Source organism: Mesorhizobium sp. WSM4809 (genome assembly GCF_055811655.1).
The window spans coordinates 376631-395912 of the sequence record NZ_JBVVQW010000005.1 but is presented as its reverse complement, the minus strand read 5'-3'; the positions used below and the strand labels follow the sequence as shown (position 1 = coordinate 395912).

The window sequence follows — 19282 nt, the reverse complement described above, 5'->3', positions numbered from 1 at the left end:
GCGCGAGCGGCGCCGTTTCTTTTTTGTTCTAGTCGTTTTTCTCGAATCGCGTATCGTCCCGCCATGACTCTCGGCTTCTTTCGCAATCTGACAAAGCCCAAGCCCACGCCTGTCGTGGAGCGCGAATATTGCGTCGCCGGCCGCACGCTGCCGCTCAAGATCGTCGAGAGCGCCAGGGCGCGCCGAATGACGCTGCGCATCGATTCAGGCGGCCAGGGTCTACGCATAACCGTGCCGCCAGGCCTGCGCCGCGGCGAAGTGGACAGGTTCCTCGAGCGGCACCAGGACTGGCTGGAGCAGCGACTGGCCAAGGTGCCGACGCGGCCGCAGGTGCGGCCCGGCATCAGGATCCCGGTGCGCGGCGTGCCGCACCGCATCGTCCATGAACCATCAAAGCGCGGCACCGTCACCGTGTCGCGCGACGAACGTGGCCCGCTCTTGATCGTGCATGGCGACCGCATACATCTGCCGCGTCGCCTCGCCGATTTCCTCAAGCGCGAGGCCAAGAAGGAAATCGAGAAGCTGGTGGCCAAACACACCGAGGCGCTCGGCAAGCGCGCCAAGGCTATCCGCTTCAAGGACACATCAAGCCGCTGGGGGTCATGCACCTCCGAAGGCAATCTGTCCTTTTCCTGGCGCATCATGATGGCGCCGTCGCCGGTCATCAACTACCTCGTCGCGCATGAAGTGGCGCATCTCAAGGAGATGAACCACGGTCCGAAATTCTGGAAATTGTGCGAAAAGCTCTGCCCCGACACCGATCGCTGCAAGGACTGGCTGAAGCGCAATGGCGGTGCGCTGCAGGCGATCATGTTCGAGTAGATCGCTCAGTCGTCGTTGGCGGCGTTCAAGTCCTCAGGCCGTAGCCCTTCATCGCCATGATGCGGCCACGGCAGGAAATTGCCGTCGAATTCATCGCCGCCGAAATAGTCGAGCGCGCGGTGCGCCTCGGCGCCGTTGAAGGCGGCCTTGTCGATCAGGTGCGCGATGACCTCGCGCGCCTGCGCGATCTTCTGCCTGAGTTCGGCAATTGTCCTGTCGGTCATGATCGTGCTCCCGCCATGTGTCCTATTCATCCATAGGTAGCGCCTTTGGCCGCGCCGGCAAACAGCATGCTTTTTCTCGACTCTTATCGCTTTTCATGCCAATTCCCGCGCCATGGCACTCGAAATCAAGATCTGCGGCTTGAAGACCGACGCGGCAATGGCCGCGGCGCTGGCCGGCGGCGCCAGCCATGTCGGGTTTATCTTCTTCGCCAAAAGCCCACGCTATGTCGAACCCGCCGAGGCTGGCCGTCTGCGCGAGGCGGCGCGCGGCAAAGCGACGGCGGTTGCCGTCACCGTCGATGCCAGCGACGCTTTCCTGGATGAAATCCTTGCCCAAATGCAGCCCGACATGCTGCAACTGCATGGCGCGGAAACGCCCGAGCGCGTCGCCGAGGTCAAAGCCCGTTATGGTTTGCCGGTGATGAAGGCGCTGCCGCTCAGCGAGGCTGCCGATCTCGAACGGACAAAGCCGTTCATCGGCATAGCCGACCGGTTCCTGTTCGACGCCAAGCCGCCGAAAGGCTCAGAGCTGCCGGGCGGCAATGGTGTGGCCTTCGACTGGCACATCCTCGCCGGCCTTGACGGCGGCGTCGATTACATGCTTTCCGGTGGGCTCAACGCCGCCAATATCGGCGATGCCCTTCGGCTTGCCGACCCGCCCGGAATAGACATTTCCTCAGGCGTGGAAAGCGCGCCGGGCATCAAGGATCCGGCGCTGATCGAACAGTTTTTCCGGGCCGTCAGGACCGCGCGGAACACCCGCGCAGCCTAGTAGTGCCTTAAACCAGAGCATGTCCCGGAAAAGTGGGAACCGGTTTTCCGACAAGGACATGCTTCATAAGTCAAGATGCCAGGAGATCGGCGATGAACAAGCCGGCGACACCCAATTCCTTCCGCACCGGACCCGACGAACAGGGCATGTTCGGCATTTTCGGCGGTCGTTTCGTTGCCGAAACGCTGATGCCGCTGATCCTCGATCTGGAGCGGCACTGGAACGAGGTCAAGAACGATCCGGATTTCAGGGCTGAATTGACGGACCTGTCGACCCATTATGCCGGGCGACCCTCGAAGCTCTATTTCGCCGAAGGCCTCACGAAGCATCTCGGCGGCGCAAAGGTCTACTTCAAGCGCGAGGATTTGAACCACACCGGTTCGCACAAGATCAACAACTGCCTCGGCCAGATCCTGCTGGCCAAGCGCATGGGCAAGAAGCGCATCATCGCCGAGACCGGCGCCGGCCAACATGGCGTGGCATCGGCCACGGTCGCGGCCCGCTTCGGCTTCCCCTGCGTCGTCTATATGGGCGCCACCGACGTCGCCCGGCAAAGCCCCAACGTCTTCCGCATGAAGCTGCTGGGCGCCGAGGTCCGGCCGGTGACCGCTGGCCACGGCACGCTGAAGGACGCCATGAACGAGGCGTTGCGCGACTGGGTGACCAATGTCGAGGACACCTATTACCTGATCGGCACCGCCGCCGGCCCGCATCCCTATCCGGAGCTGGTGCGCGACTTCCAGTCGGTAATCGGCACCGAAGCGCGGGCGCAGATCCTCGAGCAGGAAGGCCGACTGCCGGACACCATCATCGCCGCTGTCGGCGGTGGTTCGAACGCCATCGGCCTGTTCCATCCCTTCCTCGACGACAAAGAGGTCCGCATCATCGGCATCGAGGCCGGCGGACGCGGCCTTGACGGCATCGAGCATTGCGCCTCGATGAATGCCGGCGCGCCCGGCGTGCTGCATGGCAACCGCACCTATCTCCTGCAGAACGCCGACGGCCAGATCATGGACGGCCATTCGATCTCGGCCGGCCTCGATTATCCCGGCGTCGGGCCGGAGCACTCGTGGCTGCGCGATTCAGGCCGCGTCGAATACGTGCCGATCCTCGACGACGAGGCGCTCGAGGCCTTCAAGCTGACGACGCGCGTCGAAGGCATCATCCCGGCGCTGGAATCCGCGCATGCCATTGCGCACGCGGTGAAGATCGTGCCTGCCATGGACAAGGACCAGATCGTCATCGTCAACCTGTCCGGCCGTGGCGACAAGGACGTGCATACGGTGGCCTCGATGCTGGGTATGGAGATCTAGGCCCCTTTGGACAGTTTCGATTTGGGAGTTGATTATGAGCAAAATTCGTCCAAAGGGCCAGACATGGTGACCCGGATCGACCGCCGCATGGCAAAACTGAAAGCCGAAGGCCGCCCGGCGCTCGTCACCTATTTCATGGGCGGCGACCCTGGCTACGACACCTCCCTGTCGATCATGAAGGCACTGCCCGGCGCAGGCTCCGACATCATCGAGCTCGGCATGCCGTTCTCCGATCCGATGGCCGACGGCCCGGCGATCCAGGCGGCGGGCCTGCGGGCGCTGAAGGGCGGCCAGACGCTGGTCAAGACGCTGAAGATGGCGGCCGACTTCCGGACCAGTGACAATGAAACGCCGATCGTGCTGATGGGCTACTACAATCCGATCTACATCTATGGCGTCGACCGCTTCCTCAAGGACGCGATCGCCAGCGGCATCGACGGGCTGATCGTCGTCGACCTGCCGCCCGAGATGGACGAAGAACTGTGCATTCCGGCGCTCAAGGCCGGCATCAATTTCATCCGGCTGGCGACACCGACGACCGACGACAAGCGCCTGCCGAAAGTGCTGCAGAACACGTCGGGCTTCGTCTACTATGTGTCGATGACCGGCATCACCGGCTCGGCGCTGGCCGACACCGGCAAGGTGGCGGCGGCGGTCAAGCGCATCAAGGGCCATACCGACCTGCCGGTCTGCGTCGGCTTCGGCGTCAAGACCGCCGAGCAGGCGCGGGTGATCGGCGCCAACGCCGACGGTGTCGTCGTCGGCACCGCGATCGTCAATGCGGTGGCCAATGTGCTGGGACCGAAGGGCGAGATGACCGCCGACCCAGCCGAAGCCGTCGCCACGCTGGTCAGCGGCCTTGCGCAAGGCGTGCGCTCGGCCCGCCTTGCTGCTGCCGAATAGTTCTCCTACCTCTTCCCAATCCTCGTCAGGACAGGAGCCGAAGCGATGAACTGGATCACCAATTACGTTCGCCCGAAGATCAATTCGATGCTCGGCCGGCGCACCGACATGCCCGAGAACCTCTGGATCAAGGATCCGGAGACCGGCGAGATGGTGTTCCACAAGGACCTGGAATCCAACCAGTTCGTCATTCCCTCGTCCGGCCATCATATGAAGATTTCGGCCAAGGAGCGGCTGAAATTCTTCTTCGATGGCGGCAAATACGAGACCCTGGACAACCCCAAGGTGATGCAGGATCCGCTGAAATTCCGCGACGAGAAGCGCTATGTCGACCGGTTGAAGGACGCCAAGGCCAAGACCGGCCTTGAGGACGCGATCATCAATGCGCTGGGCACCGTCGAGGGTCTGCCGGTGGTGGTCACGGTGCAGGATTTCGCCTTCATGGGCGGCTCGCTCGGCATGGCCGCTGGCGACGCCATCGTGCATGGCTTCGAAGTGGCCCTGCAGCGCAAGCGGCCGCTGATCCTGTTCGCCGCTTCCGGCGGCGCGCGCATGCAGGAAGGTATTTTGTCCCTGATGCAATTGCCGCGGACAACGGTTGGTGTCGACCGGCTGAAGGAAGCCGGCCTGCCCTACATCGTCGTTTTGACCAACCCGACCACGGGCGGCGTGACCGCCTCCTATGCCATGCTGGGCGACGTGCACATTGCCGAGCCCGGCGCGCTGATCGGCTTTGCCGGACCGCGCGTCATCGAACAGACGATCCGCGAGAAATTGCCCGACGGCTTCCAGCGCTCCGAATATCTGATGGAGCACGGCATGGTCGACATGGTCGTATCCAGGCTGGAAATGCGTGAAACGATCGCGCGCCTGCTCAAGATGCTGCTCAAGCTGCCGGAAGAGCAAAAAACGCTGGAGCCGGAAATCCTGCCCCCGGCGGTGGTCGCCGCGGAAGCTCGGCCGCAAGCCTGAAGCGACACGAAGCGCCGCGACCGCGATTGCACGGGTGCTTCGGCGCGCTGTAGCTTTTGATTGCCATGGCCATCCGAAACCGATTCTGGTTTTCACGGCTCATGCGCTAGGATTCTGCCATGACGACGCTTGCCGCCGACCGCGAAATCGAAGCCCTGATGGCGCTTCATCCGAAAGGCTTCGACCTTTCGCTCGACCGCATTTCGCGGCTGCTGGAGCGGCTTGACGATCCGCAGGATCGGCTGCCACCGGTCATCCACATCGCCGGCACCAACGGCAAAGGCTCGTGCGCCGCCTTTTCGCGCGCCCTACTCGAGGCCGCGGACTACCGCGTCCATGTTCACACCTCGCCGCATCTGGTCAACTGGTATGAGCGTTACCGGCTGGCCGCCGATGGCGGCGGCAGGCTGGTCGAGGACAGGGTTTTCGCCGATGCTATTGCCCGTGCGGCCAGAGCCAATGAAGGCGAGAAGATCACCGTCTTCGAGATCCTCACCGCCGTCACCTTCCTCTTGTTTTCCGAACACCAGGCCGACGCCGCCATCATCGAGGTCGGGCTCGGCGGCCGCTTCGACGCGACCAATGTCGTCAAGGAGCCGGCCGTGTCAGTGATCATGCCGGTGTCGCTCGACCACGAGGCCTATCTCGGGGACCGTGTCGAACTGATCGCGGCCGAAAAGGCCGGTATTATCAAGCCCGGCTGTCCGGTGGTCATCGGCGCGCAGGAGAGCGAAACGGCGCTGCAGGTGCTGATCGAAACCGCCGAGCGGCTTGAATGCCCCACCTTCGTCTACGGCCAGGACTTCCTTGCCTTCGAGGAAAACGGCCGCATGGTCTACCAGGACGAAGACGGCTTGATGGACCTGCCACCGCCCAGGCTGCCCGGACGCCATCAGTTCGCCAATGCGGCGGCGGCGATCGCCGCGGTCAAGGCGGCCGGTTTCGAGATCAGCCATCGCGCCGCCGAAAAGGCGATGATCAATGTCGCCTGGCCAGGGCGTATGCAGAAGCTGATGCAGGGCCGGCTGGCCGAACTGGCACCCAAGGGCGCCGATATCTGGCTCGACGGTGGCCACAATCCGGGGGCCGGCGTGGTGGTTGCCGAAGCGTTGGCCGAGCAGGAAGAGAAGAACCCGCGTCCGCTGTTCCTCATCTCGGGCATGATCAACACCAAGGACCAGAGCGGCTATTTCCGTGCCTTCAAGGGCCTCGCCCGGCATGTCTACACGGTGCCGGTGAGCCTTAGCGAGGCCGGCGTGCCAAACGACGAACTGGCGGTCCGCGCGACGGAAGCCGGGCTGACCGCCGAGCCGGTGAGTTCCGTCGCCAGCGCGCTGATGCTGTTGCGCGACACCTGGGACGGCCCGGCGCCACGCATCCTGATCAGCGGTTCGTTGTATCTGACCGGCGCGGTGCTGGCCGAGAACGGCACCCCGCCGACCTGAAGGCGGATTTTTCTGCGAGGAGCCAGTCATGATCAAGGTCAAGCAACTCGCCCATGTCTGCATCTTCGCCAACGACCTTGAAGCGACACGAAGCTTCTATCGCGACGTGCTGGGCATGGACACCCGCTTCAATTTCCTGCGTGACGGCAAGATTTTCGGGTTCTACCTCGATTGCGGCGGCGGCAGCCATGTCGAGGTGTTCGGGAAAAACGAGGCCCGCTATGGCGACCTGAACCAGATCAACCACTTCTGCCTAGAAGTGGAGAACATTGATGCCGCGATCGCCCACATCAGGTCGAAAGGTGTCGACGTCACCTCAAAGAAACTGTCCTGCGATGACACATTTCAGGCCTGGATCCGCGATCCAAACGACGTGAAAATCGAGTTGTTCGAGTACACCGAAAAAAGTGCACAATTCGCCGGCGGCGACCGCATAGCCGACTGGTGAAAAGCGCCTGCCAGCCCTGACGGCTTACTTCAGCTCGATCTCGATAAAGGCGTATTCGCCTTCATTGGCGTTGATGACGTCGTGCTCGACGCCCTCCTTGCGGAAATAGGGCGTGCCCTTCTTCATTTCGGCGAAGGTCTCGCCGTCCTTGGTCAACAGCTTCACCTTGCCGTCCATCAGCGGCACGACGACATAGTCGTGGCCGTGGCGATGCCAGCCGGTGTTTTCGCCCGGCGCGAAGCGGTACTCGGTGACGATAACGCGCTCATTGTCGATGAAGACGGTGGCCTTGGCGGATCCGGTCATGGGTTTCTCCTGTCTGGCTCAAGCAGATGACATGGAGTGGCCGGACGCGAGAGCCAGAGCCACGCACCGATGACGCCAACAAAAAGCCCGGCGCGAGGCCGGGCTTGATGGTCATATGAATTTCAGATGGATCAGGCGAGATTGCCATTGATCCAGTGCGACAGCGCGGTCTTGGGCGCCGCACCGACCTTCATGTCGGCCATTTCGCCGCCCTTGAAGATCATCAGCGTCGGGATCGAGCGCACGCCGAACTGGGCGGCAAGCTCCGGATTCTCGTCGATGTTGAGCTTCGCGATCTTGACCTTGGCGCCGAGTTCGGTGGCGATGTCTTCGAGCGCTGGCGCGATCATCTTGCAGGGACCGCACCATTCCGCCCAGAAATCGACGACGACCGGTACGTTGGCGTCAAGCACGTCGGCCTGGAAGTTGCTCTTGTCGACCTTCACGGTTGCCATATGGAAAATCCTTTTGAAAGTTTTTGTCTCACCAAATGTGGTGGCGATCGCGCCCTTCTTCAAGCAGGTGTTGTGTCACGCTCCCGTGAGTCGGGCAAGGGCGTCGTCCATGGCACCGGCCGGCAGCTCGATCAGCCGCGGCGCCTCGGTGAACAGCAGGGCCGCCTTTACCGTGCGGCCGGGATAGAGCGGCTGCAACAGGGCGCGATAGAGCGCGAGCTGGAGCAGGTAAGCTGGCGGCACCTCGGCTAGAGTGGCGGGCGCCGGCCGGTTGGTCTTGTAGTCGACAATCGATACCGTGTCCGGCGTCACCGCCAAACGGTCGATCTTGCCGGAAATCGAGCGCTTTTTGCCCTTTACTTCCAGGCTGCCCATGATCGCGACCTCGGCACGTGACGATGGTGCAAACAGCTGACCGAAGCCGACGTCGGCAAGGATTGATGTCACCGCCGCCAGGGTTTTTTCGCGCTCTGACGGCGGCCAGTCCGCGCCCGTTCGCAAGAGATAGCGCTCCGCCGCGCGCTGGCGTTCGGGCTCGGCAATGCCGGGCAGCATCTGCAGCAGTTTGTGCAGGGCAAGCCCGCGCAGCACGGCAAAGCCCGGCTCGGCATCGGCGTCCAGCACCGGAGACGCCTTGTCGACCACAGCTTCCTTGCCTTCGTCGATCAGCGCCGAGGGGCCCGATGGCGAGAGCGGACGCGGCAGATCCTCGAACGGCGGCAAGGGCCGAAACAGGGTCGACGGCAAAGGTCCGAAAGCATCTGTCGGCCGCGCCTGCTCGCTGGAAGCCAGTGCGACGGGCGGCAGCTTGGTGACATGGAAACGATGCACCGGTTCGCCACCGGGGGGATGCGGACGCTGTTCGCTCTCCGGAGCGCCGATCAGCGCGCGGCTGACGATCGAGTGCCAGGTGCCGGCGTTCGGCGCCCGCTTGCCGTGATAGCCGCAGACGATCAGCCGGTCCTCGGCACGGGTCATGCCGACATAGAGCAGCCGGCGGTATTCGTCGTCGGCGAGTTCCCGTGCCCGCGCCGCCGCTGCTTTGGAAAAGCCGTTGGCGACGTCGCTGGCAGAGCGCCAGAGATAGCCCTTGCCGTCCCAATTCGCGCCGGAGCCATCGACGGGCATCAGGCGCGGCAGATGCTGGTCACTGAACGGGGCGGAACCGCCATCGACCAGGAACACGACCGGCGCTTCCAGCCCCTTGGCGGCATGCACGGTCATGACCCGGACCTCGTCGCGGGTCTGGTCCATCTCGCGCTTGATCTCGGGACCGGCGTTTTCCAGCGTCGACAGGAAGGCTTCAAGCCCCGGCAGGCCGGTCCGTTCCTCGGCCAGGCAGAAGCTGAGGAACTCGTCGAGGATGTCGCCGGCTTCGGGCCCGAGCCGCGCGATCATCTTGCGGCGCACGCCATCACGCGCCAGCAGCCCGGCGTAGAACTCGAACACCGGTTTGAAGGCGGCCTCGTTCGTCCAGATGTCGACCTGGGCGACGATCTTCGCCAGTCTCTCGCTGTCGCCGGCGTGCTGTCGCAGCGACGCGATCAGCGACAAGCCGGACGGCCTCTGCGCGGCGAGCGTGAAAAGCGTCTCTTCCGGCAGATCGAAGATCGGACTGCGCAGCACGGCGGCAAGCGACAGATCGTCCTGCGGCTGGATGAGGAGATGACCGAGCGCAATCAGGTCCTTGACCGCGATGTGTCCAGGCAGGCTCAGCCGGTCGGCGCCGGCGACCGGAATGTCGCGGCGTTTGAGTGCGCGGGTCAGCGCATGGACGAAGCGATCGCGCTTGCGCACCAGCACCAGCACGTCGCCCGGCCGCAGCCGCTTGCCGCGGCCTTCGACGATTTCGCCACTGCCGATCCAGCCGGCGATGGTGGCGGCGACGTTCTCGGCCACGCGCACCGCCGGCGCATGCGCATGATCGATGGCTTGCGTCCAGTCGTCGGGCTCGTCGACCACATCGGCGCCGACTGACGGCCACACCTCGACATAGCCCGGTGCGTCGGTGCGGATCGCCTGGTGGCGCAGCGGATCGGGATCATGGCTGATGCCGCGCCGCACGCTCGCGTCGGCAAAGACGCGGTCGACCGCGGTCAGAACATCGTCGGTCGAGCGGAACGACCAGGTCAGCTTGAGGTCGGCAAAGGACGCCTCGGCGTCGCGCACCCGTCCGGCGAACAACAGCCGGCTGTCGGCGAAGGAGTCCGGGGCGGCACCCTGGAACGAATAGATCGACTGCTTCTCGTCGCCGACGGCGAAGACCGTGCGATGGACCCTGTCGCGCGCGCCAAAGCCGGCAAAGAATTCTTCCGCCAGCCGCTTCACCACTTCCCATTGATCGGGGCTGGTGTCCTGCGCCTCGTCGAGCAGGATATGGTCGATGCCCTGGTCAAGCTTGTATTGCACCCATGGGCCGGCGTCTGGCCGCGCCAGCAGGTTGACGGTGCGGGTGATCAGGTCGTTGAAATCGAGAAAGCCGCGGCTGCGCTTCAGCATTTCGTAGCGGGCGATCAGCCAGTCGGCGATGGTCAGCGCCGCTCTTGTACCCTCCAGCATCCGGAACAGGGCCAGCCGGTCGGTGGTTTCGACGATGGCATTGGCGGCCGAGAGATAGCGCTCCGCCAGATCCGGCAGCCGGTCGACCAGGGCCTTCCTGAAGGCCTTTGCCGGGTCGTAGGCGTCGCCATCGGTCTTGAGGAAGGCTCGCGCCAGCAGTTGCAGGCGCCGAATGGGATCGCCCTCGGCGAAAGCCTGCCGCGCATAGGGCAGGATGTTGTTCAGCACCGATCTGGCGTCGGTGGCCTCGGCTGCGTGGGCGAAGCCGGCAAAATAGTCGGGCAGGAAACCCGGCAACGGCCATACCGAAGCGGCTATGCCCTCGGCCGTCTGGCCTGGATGGAAATGGAATTCGTCGAACAGGGCCTGGAAGCGCGTGCCATCACGCCCGACGGCGTCGATGAAATTGCGCAAGCCGTCGCGCTTGCGCACGATCTCACCCAGCAAGGCGTCGAGCCCGGCTTCGCCGCCCCGATCGAGAATGGCGGCAAAAGCCTCGGCCAGATCCCTGTCGCCGGCGGATGTGCCCGAAATCATCTCGCGGCGCGCCGCGGCAAACAGCGAGGCTTCCATCTGGCCGTCGAGCATCTCGAAATGGGCCGGGATGTTGGCTTCCAGCGGGAACTGGTGCAGCACCGATTCGCAGAAGGCATGGATGGTCTGGATCTTCAGCCCGCCGGGTGTTTCCAGCGCCTCGGCGAACAGGCGCCGCGCCCGGCGCATGGTCTCGAGATCGGGCCGGCGCCCCTCCAGAGCCTCGACCTTTGCCGCCAGATCCGCGTCACCAAGCGTCGTCCACTCCGACAGTGTCGAGAACACCCGGTTGGACATGTTGGCGGCGGCGGCGCGCGTATAGGTCAGGCACAGTATCTTCGACGGATCGGTGCCGCGCAGCAGCAGCCGGATGACGCGCTGGGCCAGCACATGGGTCTTGCCGGATCCGGCATTCGCCGACACCCAGGCGGAATTGCCGGGATCGGCGGCGCGGGCCTGGCTGGTCGCGGTGTCGCTGGGGATCGGATAGGCCTTTTTCATGCCTCTCCTCCCTCGTCACCGGCATCGCCGCCTGCCGACCATTCGAGCACGCGGGCAAGATGGTCGTAGTCGCCATCAGTCTCGCCTTCGCGGAACGGCAGCGCGCGCGACAGATAACCCGTCGCAGGATCGGCATAGTGGATCAACAGCTTTTCCAGCCGCGCCCAGGCCTCTTCGGCAAGATCGGTCGCGGTCCGCGGCTGGCGATTGTGTTCGAGGATGGATTCCTCGAACACCTCGCCATTCGGCTTCAGCCTGATGAAGGCCAGTTGAGAGGGCTCGCGCGCGCCTAAATCCTTGAAGGCGCCGCGCCTGAGCAGCGCACCCTCCAGCGCCAGTTGCGGCGCTAGCAGTGTGTGCGCCTGCGCCTTGGACGGCGAGGAACCGGTCTTGTAATCCAGTATGTCGGCCATGCCACCGGCCAAAAGGTCGACCCGGTCGGCGTAGCCGGACAGAGTCACGCCGGACTGGCCGACAACGGTCTTGCCGGCGCGCTCCTCGGCATAACGCCTTGTCACCGCATCGGCGCGCGTGCGCTCCCACTCGATGATGTTGGCGGCGAGTTTCTCGAAACGTGGCCACCACACCGCCTCGACATCGGCCGGAAGCGCGGCCTCGGCAAAACAGGCGCGGCCGGCGGCGATAAGGCCGGCGAGCGCCTCGGGGGTGCGCGGATCGGCGACACTGCCTGAGAACAGGTGCAGGATGGCGTGAAACAGCGTGCCGCGCTCGGCCGCACCAGGATCGCGGATGACCTGATCGAGCGGCATCAGGCCAAGGATGCGTCTCGCATAGACGGCGTAGGGGTCACGGCGCAGGGTCTCGATCTCGGTGACCGAGAAATGCGTCGGGCGCACCGACAGCGGCGGCTTCGGCTGCGGCCGTGGCGCGAAATCCTGCCTTGGGCCGGTATCCAGCGCGCGCGCCCAGGCGAGCAGTTCGTCGCCACGCCGGCGCAGCTCCGCTGCCTGGTCGCTGCCGATGAAGGTCAGCAGCCGCTGCAGCCAGCGCGACGGCACGGCGGGGGCGTCGCCGGCACGCGCCGAGCGGGACAGCACCACTTTCCCAGCGCCCATGGCCATCTGGAAATCATGCGCGGCAAGGCCGATGCGCCGCTCGGGCGGTTCGAGGTCGATGCCGGTCTTCATCAGCCGCGACATGAAGCGGTCGCTCTCGGGCTTGCGCGGCCATACGCCCTCGTTGAGCCCGCCGATGACCAGCGTGTCGACGGTCTGCAATCGGGCTTCCAGCGCACCCCAGATGGCGATGTTCCGGTCGGTGCCTTGTGCCGGCTTGACCGTTTCAGGCGCGATCAGCGCCGCCATGATATCGGGCCACTCGGTCGCCGCGAAGGACAGTGAAGCCGAAGCCGAGACCAGCCCGCGCAGCAGTTCGGCAAGCTTTTCACCGGCGTCACCGGCATAGAGCTCGCCAAGACCACCGTCGGCGGTGCGGCCGAGATTTTCGAGTGAGACGACACTGGCCCTGACAAGCGCGGCAAGGTTGGCGTCATCCCGGCCGCGGAAGGCTGCGAGCGGCGCCAGCGCTTGCTTGAGACGTTCAAGCAAATTCCGGGCAGTTTCGATGGAGCGCACGGTCAGCCGGGAAAACCAGAAGGGCTGTCGACTGCCGCCGCCCAGGCCGGTGAGGCGGGCCTCGAACAGTTCCGGCAGCGAAACGATGTCTGGGCGGCCGGTGCCGCCGCGCAGCGCCACCAGCTCGACGAGTTCCGCCGCGTGGCGCACATCGGCCCGTTCGAGGCCGAGGCCAAGCAGCGGATGCTTGAGCAGCGACAGCAGGCCAACCGGATCGCCTGGCCTGAACAATGCCTCGAGCGCCAGCCTGAGCAGGCTGGCCGCCGGGGTGTTGGCGAGCGGCGTGCCACCGGAATCGTCGGCGACGACGCCGAAGCGCTGGAGCTCGATCGAGACGCGCCGTGCCAATGCGCGATCGCCGGTGACGAGAGCCGCCCTTTGGCCGGGCTGTTCGACCGCGCGCTTGAGCGCGACGGCGATGGCGACAGCTTCATCACGTTCGCTGGCAGCTTCGAGCAGGGTCACCTCGGCGAAGGCGCCGGCAATGTGGGACGCCGGGAAGCCCGCACGTGTCTCGGCCCAGAGTTCGGTGGTTTCGGCCGGCCGCAGCGCTTCGCCGACAAGAGCGGCGCGAAGCGCAAGTCGCGGTTCGGCCACGCCAATCTCCTCGACGTCGCCGCGCAATACGCCGATCTTGCCTATCAGCCTGGCCAGGCCATATTGCGGGTGGCCGAGCACAGCTGGACGCGCGCCGGGCGCGGCAATCGCCTGGAATGACGCTTCGTCCAGCGTTCGGTCGAGACCCGGCAGCACAATGGCGCCGCCGGGCAGGCGCGCGATGGCGGCAAGCAGTTCAGCCGTGGCGGGGATCGAGCCGGTCGACCCTGCGGCGATGACCGGGCCAGCGGGCGGATTGCGCAGCAGCCGCGCCGCCTCGGCGCGGATCAGCGCGCTGCGATGCGCGGCCGGATTGGAGCGGTCGCTTTCCGCGAGGAATTTCGGCCAGGCTTCGGTGACGATGCCGAGGAATTCGAGGGTCACCTGCCACCATCCGGCAAGGTTGCCGGTCACCAGATCGGTGAGCTTGGCCCAGTCCGTTCCTTCCGTCTCGATCTCGTCCATCAGCCGGGCGAGATCGCGCGCCAGCCAGATCGCGTCGGCGGTGGAAGCCGGGATGACGATCTCCTCGGCAAAGAGGGCGGCGACATGTGCCGGCAGCCGGCGTTTCCAGGCGCGCACCAGCGGCGTCAGCAGCAACAGGCGTTCGGTTGCCGAAATCGGCGGCGCGAGATCGATGGCCGCCGATGCCTCGGTCTCGAACGCGGCCTCATCTTCGTCGAACTCGCCGAGCGGCCGGATGACCGGCAGGATTGCCGAGCCGCCGCCGCCGCGTGCCGCCAGGCTGTCGACGAAGACACCCCGCAAGGCACGCGCGGCACGGCGTGTCGGCACATAGATGGTGACATCGGCCAAAGCGAGCGGGTCGCCGTCAAATCGAAACCCCGGAACAAGGCGACCGGCAAGCAGCGCCTCGGCAAGCGTCGGCAGAAACGGCGCTCCGGGCGGGATCGAGAAAACGCGGCTGGAGCCGCTCATTGCGACTCGATGAGCGCGCCGGCGACCGCCGCTTCCGCGAGCGGTACGGCATCGGGCGTGCCGACGGTGACCCAGTGGCCATGCATGGGCATGCCGAACAGGCGGCCGGCCGCGATGGCGGAATCGAAATAGGCGTTGAGCGAGTGCGGCCCGGCCGGTGCACCCTCGAACAGGCGCGGATGGACGATCGCCGCCCCGGCATAGATCAGCCCCGCCGGGTCGCCTTGCGAACGCCGCAAGCCGCCATCCGGCGCCACCAGGAAATCGGTGCTGCCGCAGTGTCCGGTCGCCTGTTGGAGATCCGCCAGCATCAGCAGAATATCCATTTTCGCCGCGTCCCATGCAAGGGCGAGGCGCTGGAGATTGAGAGGACCGTCATCGATCCAGAACGTGTCGGCGTTGAGGATGTAGAAGGGCTGATCGCCCAGTTCGGGCAACGCCTTGACGATGCCGCCGGCGGAATCGAGCAGTTGTTCGCTCTCGTCAGAAATGACGATGTTTGGCGCGCGGCGGGCAGTGACATGGGCGACGATCTGTTCGGGAAAGTAGTGGACGTTGACCACGGCCTTCGCGACGCCGGCGGCGGCCAGGCTGTCGAGGCTCCAGTCGAGCAACGTCTTGCCGGCAATCTTGACCAGTGGCTTGGGAATGGTGTCGGTGATCGGCCGCATGCGTTTGCCAAGCCCGGCGGCAAGTACGATGGCGGTGTCCGGTCTTGCTGTCACAGCGCTCGCTCCTCCAGCAAACCGTGGGCGTCGTAGAACTCGCGCAGGCTTGCCAGCGCCGGATGAGACAGAGCCCGGCGCAGATAGTCGCGGATGCGCGGCAGGTGCTTCAGATAATAGGGCTTGCCGTCGCGTTTTTCGAGGCGAACGAAGATACCGAGTATCTTGGAGTTTCGCTGCGCCGCCATGACGGCGTAGGATTCCAGGAAGCTTGCTTCGTCGAAAGCCCCGGCTGCGTGGCGCGCCGTGACATAGGCATCCAGCGTCTGTTTCTCGATCTCGGGCGAGATGGTGACCCGCGCGTCCATAGCGAGCGAGGCGACGTCATAGGCGCAAGGGCCGATCAGCGCATCCTGGAAATCGACAATGCCCAATCGATCATGCCCTGAACGGTCGCCGCGCCAGATGATGTTGGGCGAATGGAAGTCGCGCAGCATCAGCGTGACCTCGCGGCCCTGCAGCCGGTCGAGGAGTGCGTTCCATTGCTTGTGGTAGCCGGCGCGCAAGCTGTCGCTTGCCGGGCTGCCCGATATCGCCGGCACGTACCAATCGACCAGCAGATCGGCTTCGATCATCATGGCATCGCGGTCGAAAGGCGGCACATCGTGGAAGCCGCCTTGCCCTGTTTCCAGGCGCTGCGGCCAGGCCCTGCCATGCATCATGGCCAGCAGCTCGGCCGCCGCTGCGCAACGCTCGGCCAGCGGCTGGCCATCGCCGCCGAGGAAACCTTCGGAACCAAGATGTTCGAGCAGCAGGAAACCTTGCTCCTGGTCCTCGGCATGGATTTGCGGAACGCTGACGCCACCTTCCTTCAAGGCGCGGTCGATGGCGACGAAGGCGGAGACCGACTGAGCGGTATGCGCGATCTCGGCATAGGGCTTGCCGTCGCGCACAGGCGGACCGAGAACCAGCCGTGGCGAGTTCATCAAGACCCGAGGCTTTTGGTCCGGCAACGAAACGATCTCGTAGGAGCGGGCCGAAGCATCGCCGATGAAATGGCGGCGCTGCGCTTCCCCCCAGCCGGCGTTCACAAGAAAGTCGCGCATGGCCAGCGATCGTGCCGCCCGATCGAAGGCATCACCCTGGCCTGACAATCGCGCCAGCCGGCCGTCGCCATGCTGGACGAGCTCGATCAGGACCGTGGTTTTCGGCAGATGGGCTTCCGCCCGTTCCGGCCATTCGACCAAAGCAGCACCCTGCGCCAGGGCTTCGTCGAACCCAAGCTCATCGAGCTCGTCCGCCGAGGACAGGCGGTATAGATCGAAATGATGGACCGGAATGCGGGTGTCGTAGCTCTGCACCAGCGTGAAGGTCGGACTCGGAACCTCGAGGCCGGCATCGTCGGCCAAGGTCCTGATCAAGGCCCGCGCCAGCGTCGACTTGCCGGCGCCGAGATCGCCCTTGAGGGCAAGCACGTCGCCTGGGCGCAGCGACAGCGCAAGATCCTCGCCCAGCCGCGCTGTGTGTGTTTCGTCGGCGAGTAAACGCTCCAGCACCAATCCCGTCATCGAGCGCGCTACTCGGCCGCGGCGCGGATGCCCGGCATGTCTGGAAAGGTGCAGATGACGGTCGTGCCCTTGTCCTTGCCGGTTTCGATGCGAACGCTGCCGCCATGCAGCTCGACGAAGCTCTTGACGATCGACAGGCCGAGGCCGGCGCCGCGCCGGCGGCCGCCATTGGCGCGCGGCTCGAAACGGCGGAACACCGAATCGAGCACATCCGGCGGCATGCCGGGACCATCGTCATGAACCGAGAATTCCACCCCATCCGCCAGATGGCGGCATGTGAGCCGGATGATGCTGGCTTCCGGGGCGTAATTGGCGGCGTTGCTGAGCAGATTGTAGAGGATCTGGCGGACGCGGACCTCATCGCCGTGAAACGTCTTCGGCGCCGCGATGGCGTCCACCTGGAGACTGATCGAATGCTCTTCCAGCCGGTCGGCCACCAGTTCGGCCGCAGCGGCGATGGTGCGATCGACCTGCACCTCGGAAATGTCGAGCTGCATGATGCCGGCGTCCACCGTCGCCAGGTCGAGGATATCGTTGACGATGGTGAGCAGGACCGCGGAGGACGAGCTGACATGCTCGACATATTCGCGCTGTTTCTGCGTCAGCGGACCGGTCGTGGGCTGCGACAGGAGTTCGGTGAAGCCGATAATGTTGGTCAGCGGCGAGCGCAGTTCATAGGAGACGTGCTGGACGAATTCGTTCTTGAGCTGGTCGGATTTTTGCAGCGCCTCGTTCTTGTCCTTCAGCGCCCGCTCTACATGGACGCTGTCGGTCACGTCGACGAAGGTCATCATCACCTGCCCGTTGGGCAGCGGGATCATGGCGTAACTCAGCACATTGCCGTTGTTGAGCTCGGTCTGTCCGTGGCGGTCGCGGCGCTCGTCGTCAAAGCCGGTGATGGCGGCAACGAAGCTGGGCCAGGGGCTGTCCGCGGCCTGCCGGTCGCAGAGGTCACGTATCGTCGACACGTGGACACTGGGCTTGGCCGCTTCACCGCTCAATCCCCAGAGAGTGGCAAAGGCAGGATTCGACAGCCGGAGCCTGCCGTCGGGTCCGAACACCGCCACGCCTTCGGCAAGATTGTCGAGCGTCTCGCCCTGAACCCGCACGGCTGTCTGGTAGCGGCTTTCGAGGTCCATCTTCTCGGTCAGGTTCTCGAACACCCAGGTCACGCCGCCCTTGGGCTGCGGATTGGCGACGACGCGAATGGTCTTGCCATCCGGCAGATGCCACCAATGTTCCTGGGATTCGACGGCGCGATAGGCGCCGAGCAGGCCTTCCTTCCAGCGGCGCCATTCAGGCTGTTCGGCGATCTTGCCTTCGCTGCGCAGCCGGTCGAGCAGCAAGGCATTGTCGGGTGCGCTGTGCAGGAAGCCGGCGTCCAGCCCCCAAAGCTTCTGGAAGGCTTGATTGAAGAACCGCAGCTTCTCGTCGGTGTCGAAAATGGCGACTGCCGTGTTGAGCTGGTCGAGCGTGTCGGCGTGGCTTCGCACCGTCCGTTCGTATTCGCCGCGAACGGCCTCAATGGCACTGGTGTCACAGGCAAGGCCGGCCGAGCCATCGCTGCCGGCGAAATCGGTGACCGCGAACACACGGCGGTCACCTTCGATCACGGTGGACAGCGACTGCTCGAAAACCGGATGCGTCTTGTGCTGGGCGGCAATCGCATCGCGCGCCTGGCCGCCGAGGAACTCTTTTTTCTCCCGGACCGCGGCTTCGGCATTTTCGGCTTCGACGGCATCGGCATAGGCGCGGTTGACCCACTTCAGCCCGCCACCCTCGCCGCGGAGCCATGCCGGCATGTTCAGCGCGTCGAGCAGGCCGATCATCGTGTCGTGGTCGGCGGCCAGCCGCTGGTTCTCGATCTTCAGCCTGGCCTGGCTGCGCTGCGTCTCCGAGAGCGAGACGAAACGCACGAGCACATGCGCGGCACTCTTGCGGCCATGCACTTCGAGCGGCGCACCGGCCTGCGATTCGATGACGAGGTCGAAGGGTTTGGCCTTCTCGCGCAATCCCGCGACGGCATGTTCGAGTGCCGCCGCCGAACGCGGCATCAGCCAGCGGCCGAAAGCGAGAAAAGCGGCCCTATCCTCGGGAGCGCCGCTTTCGACGGGCAATGTGCCGATAAGCTCGGGCTTCTTGTTTTCCGCGGCCCAGACGACCACGCGCTGGTCACGGAGATTGAGCAGCGCCTCGGAGCGGCGGAGCGCCGCGTTGATGTCGGCGAGGCGGCTCCTGAGTTCGACATTCTCCGCCGAGGTGCGGGCTCTTTCGCGGATGAGAACGATGGCCGATATCAGTGCGGCACCCGTCACGCCGACGAACACGGCAAGCTGCATGACCTCGATGGCGCTCACCGACAGTCCCGCGACGCTGGCAGCAGCGGTTTCGGCATGCGCGACGGCGCCAGCCAAGGGGCCCGCGAGCGCGGAGGTGGCAAGGAATGTCGACGCACGGGCGCGCCAGGACAGGCTCCCGCCTTCCAGGGCGGAGCCAGCAATCCCCGAATCGTCATGGCCGCCGGAAACGGCCCGTCCCGCTCTGTGCGGGTGTTGCCCCGGCATGTCTTGGTCCTCTCCGCCGCCTGAATGCAAGACCGCCCTGATGCGTGCCTCTCTTGACCCTCTCGGGCTGGAAGCATCGCCGAATCACCTGACAATAACC

15 protein-coding genes are annotated in these 19282 nt (G+C 64.9%); 7 read left to right on the top strand and 8 right to left on the bottom strand.

Annotated features, from left to right (window positions below):
- The first annotated feature begins 63 nt into the window (after nucleotides 1–63).
- Nucleotides 64–822: a M48 family metallopeptidase gene (locus tag AC0L24_RS15875; RefSeq protein ID WP_013528316.1), complete on the top strand. Its 759-nt coding sequence runs from the start codon at nucleotides 64–66 to the stop codon at nucleotides 820–822.
- 5 nt (nucleotides 823–827) lie between these two features.
- Here AC0L24_RS15875 and AC0L24_RS15870 read toward each other — a convergent pair whose 3' ends face one another.
- Nucleotides 828–1046 (bottom strand): hypothetical protein, encoded by a 219-nt coding sequence (locus AC0L24_RS15870; RefSeq protein WP_127289588.1) that lies wholly within the window; start codon nucleotides 1044–1046, stop codon nucleotides 828–830.
- Nucleotides 1047–1158: 112 nt separating this feature from the next.
- Here AC0L24_RS15870 and AC0L24_RS15865 point away from each other — a divergent pair, with 112 nt between their 5' ends.
- The 6 genes from AC0L24_RS15865 to AC0L24_RS15840 all read left to right on the top strand — a co-directional run bounded on the left by AC0L24_RS15865 (nucleotide 1159) and on the right by AC0L24_RS15840 (nucleotide 6899).
- Complete coding sequence (locus AC0L24_RS15865) at nucleotides 1159–1818, top strand: phosphoribosylanthranilate isomerase (protein WP_127808263.1); 660 nt, start codon at nucleotides 1159–1161, stop codon at nucleotides 1816–1818.
- A 92-nt stretch (nucleotides 1819–1910) separates the two neighbouring features.
- A complete protein-coding gene (trpB, locus tag AC0L24_RS15860) occupies nucleotides 1911–3131 on the top strand; it encodes a tryptophan synthase subunit beta (protein ID WP_127808264.1) in 1221 nt (406 codons plus the stop codon).
- A gap of 63 nt (nucleotides 3132–3194) precedes the next feature.
- Nucleotides 3195–4034 carry a tryptophan synthase subunit alpha gene (gene trpA / locus AC0L24_RS15855; protein WP_127808265.1) on the top strand — a complete coding sequence of 280 codons (840 nt, stop codon included), beginning with the start codon at nucleotides 3195–3197 and terminating at the stop codon, nucleotides 4032–4034.
- 45 nt (nucleotides 4035–4079) lie between these two features.
- Nucleotides 4080–5006, top strand: coding sequence for an acetyl-CoA carboxylase, carboxyltransferase subunit beta (gene accD / locus AC0L24_RS15850; protein ID WP_013528321.1), 927 nt, complete (start codon nucleotides 4080–4082; stop codon nucleotides 5004–5006).
- Nucleotides 5007–5125: 119 nt separating this feature from the next.
- Nucleotides 5126–6451, top strand: a complete 1326-nt coding sequence (locus AC0L24_RS15845; RefSeq protein WP_127301845.1) for a bifunctional folylpolyglutamate synthase/dihydrofolate synthase — start codon at nucleotides 5126–5128, stop codon at nucleotides 6449–6451.
- Between the two features lie 28 nt (nucleotides 6452–6479).
- Nucleotides 6480–6899 (top strand): VOC family protein, encoded by a 420-nt coding sequence (locus AC0L24_RS15840; RefSeq protein WP_473563954.1) that lies wholly within the window; start codon nucleotides 6480–6482, stop codon nucleotides 6897–6899.
- A gap of 24 nt (nucleotides 6900–6923) precedes the next feature.
- Here AC0L24_RS15840 and AC0L24_RS15835 read toward each other — a convergent pair whose 3' ends face one another.
- The 7 genes from AC0L24_RS15835 to AC0L24_RS15805 form a co-directional block, all read right to left on the bottom strand.
- Nucleotides 6924–7205 carry a cupin domain-containing protein gene (locus AC0L24_RS15835; RefSeq protein WP_127808266.1) on the bottom strand — a complete coding sequence of 94 codons (282 nt, stop codon included), beginning with the start codon at nucleotides 7203–7205 and terminating at the stop codon, nucleotides 6924–6926.
- A gap of 131 nt (nucleotides 7206–7336) precedes the next feature.
- On the bottom strand, nucleotides 7337–7660 hold the full coding sequence (trxA, locus tag AC0L24_RS15830) for a thioredoxin (protein ID WP_013528326.1): 324 nt from the start codon (nucleotides 7658–7660) through the stop codon (nucleotides 7337–7339).
- 75 nt (nucleotides 7661–7735) lie between these two features.
- The gene (gene addA, locus AC0L24_RS15825; protein ID WP_473563953.1) at nucleotides 7736–11254 is read right to left on the bottom strand and encodes a double-strand break repair helicase AddA; all 3519 of its coding nucleotides are present in this window, start codon (nucleotides 11252–11254) and stop codon (nucleotides 7736–7738) included.
- Nucleotides 11251–14385, bottom strand: a complete 3135-nt coding sequence (gene addB, locus AC0L24_RS15820) for a double-strand break repair protein AddB (RefSeq protein ID WP_128364692.1) — start codon at nucleotides 14383–14385, stop codon at nucleotides 11251–11253. Before addB ends, addA begins: the two co-directional genes overlap by 4 nt.
- Nucleotides 14382–15110, bottom strand: coding sequence for a nucleotidyltransferase family protein (locus AC0L24_RS15815; RefSeq protein ID WP_127808269.1), 729 nt, complete (start codon nucleotides 15108–15110; stop codon nucleotides 14382–14384). Before AC0L24_RS15815 ends, addB begins: the two co-directional genes overlap by 4 nt.
- Nucleotides 15107–16618, bottom strand: a complete 1512-nt coding sequence (gene tsaE / locus AC0L24_RS15810) for a tRNA (adenosine(37)-N6)-threonylcarbamoyltransferase complex ATPase subunit type 1 TsaE (protein WP_127808270.1) — start codon at nucleotides 16616–16618, stop codon at nucleotides 15107–15109. Before tsaE ends, AC0L24_RS15815 begins: the two co-directional genes overlap by 4 nt.
- 8 nt (nucleotides 16619–16626) lie before the next feature.
- Nucleotides 16627–19182: a sensor histidine kinase gene (locus AC0L24_RS15805; protein ID WP_127808271.1), complete on the bottom strand. Its 2556-nt coding sequence runs from the start codon at nucleotides 19180–19182 to the stop codon at nucleotides 16627–16629.
- Nucleotides 19183–19282 lie beyond the last annotated feature (100 nt).

What these genes read in the sequence shown, in the direction of transcription:
- addB (WP_128364692.1), bottom strand. Translation starts at nt 14,385, where the DNA reads ATGAGCGGCTCCAGCCGCGTTTTCTCGATCCCGCCCGGAGCGCCGTTT.
- AC0L24_RS15875 (WP_013528316.1), top strand. Translation starts at nt 64, where the DNA reads ATGACTCTCGGCTTCTTTCGCAATCTGACAAAGCCCAAGCCCACGCCT.
- AC0L24_RS15845 (WP_127301845.1), top strand. Translation starts at nt 5,126, where the DNA reads ATGACGACGCTTGCCGCCGACCGCGAAATCGAAGCCCTGATGGCGCTT.
- AC0L24_RS15840 (WP_473563954.1), top strand. Translation starts at nt 6,480, where the DNA reads ATGATCAAGGTCAAGCAACTCGCCCATGTCTGCATCTTCGCCAACGAC.
- AC0L24_RS15835 (WP_127808266.1), bottom strand. Translation starts at nt 7,205, where the DNA reads ATGACCGGATCCGCCAAGGCCACCGTCTTCATCGACAATGAGCGCGTT.
- addA (WP_473563953.1), bottom strand. Translation starts at nt 11,254, where the DNA reads ATGAAAAAGGCCTATCCGATCCCCAGCGACACCGCGACCAGCCAGGCC.
- trxA (WP_013528326.1), bottom strand. Translation starts at nt 7,660, where the DNA reads ATGGCAACCGTGAAGGTCGACAAGAGCAACTTCCAGGCCGACGTGCTT.
- AC0L24_RS15865 (WP_127808263.1), top strand. Translation starts at nt 1,159, where the DNA reads ATGGCACTCGAAATCAAGATCTGCGGCTTGAAGACCGACGCGGCAATG.
- trpA (WP_127808265.1), top strand. Translation starts at nt 3,195, where the DNA reads ATGGTGACCCGGATCGACCGCCGCATGGCAAAACTGAAAGCCGAAGGC.
- AC0L24_RS15805 (WP_127808271.1), bottom strand. Translation starts at nt 19,182, where the DNA reads ATGCCGGGGCAACACCCGCACAGAGCGGGACGGGCCGTTTCCGGCGGC.
- accD (WP_013528321.1), top strand. Translation starts at nt 4,080, where the DNA reads ATGAACTGGATCACCAATTACGTTCGCCCGAAGATCAATTCGATGCTC.
- AC0L24_RS15870 (WP_127289588.1), bottom strand. Translation starts at nt 1,046, where the DNA reads ATGACCGACAGGACAATTGCCGAACTCAGGCAGAAGATCGCGCAGGCG.
- tsaE (WP_127808270.1), bottom strand. Translation starts at nt 16,618, where the DNA reads ATGACGGGATTGGTGCTGGAGCGTTTACTCGCCGACGAAACACACACA.
- trpB (WP_127808264.1), top strand. Translation starts at nt 1,911, where the DNA reads ATGAACAAGCCGGCGACACCCAATTCCTTCCGCACCGGACCCGACGAA.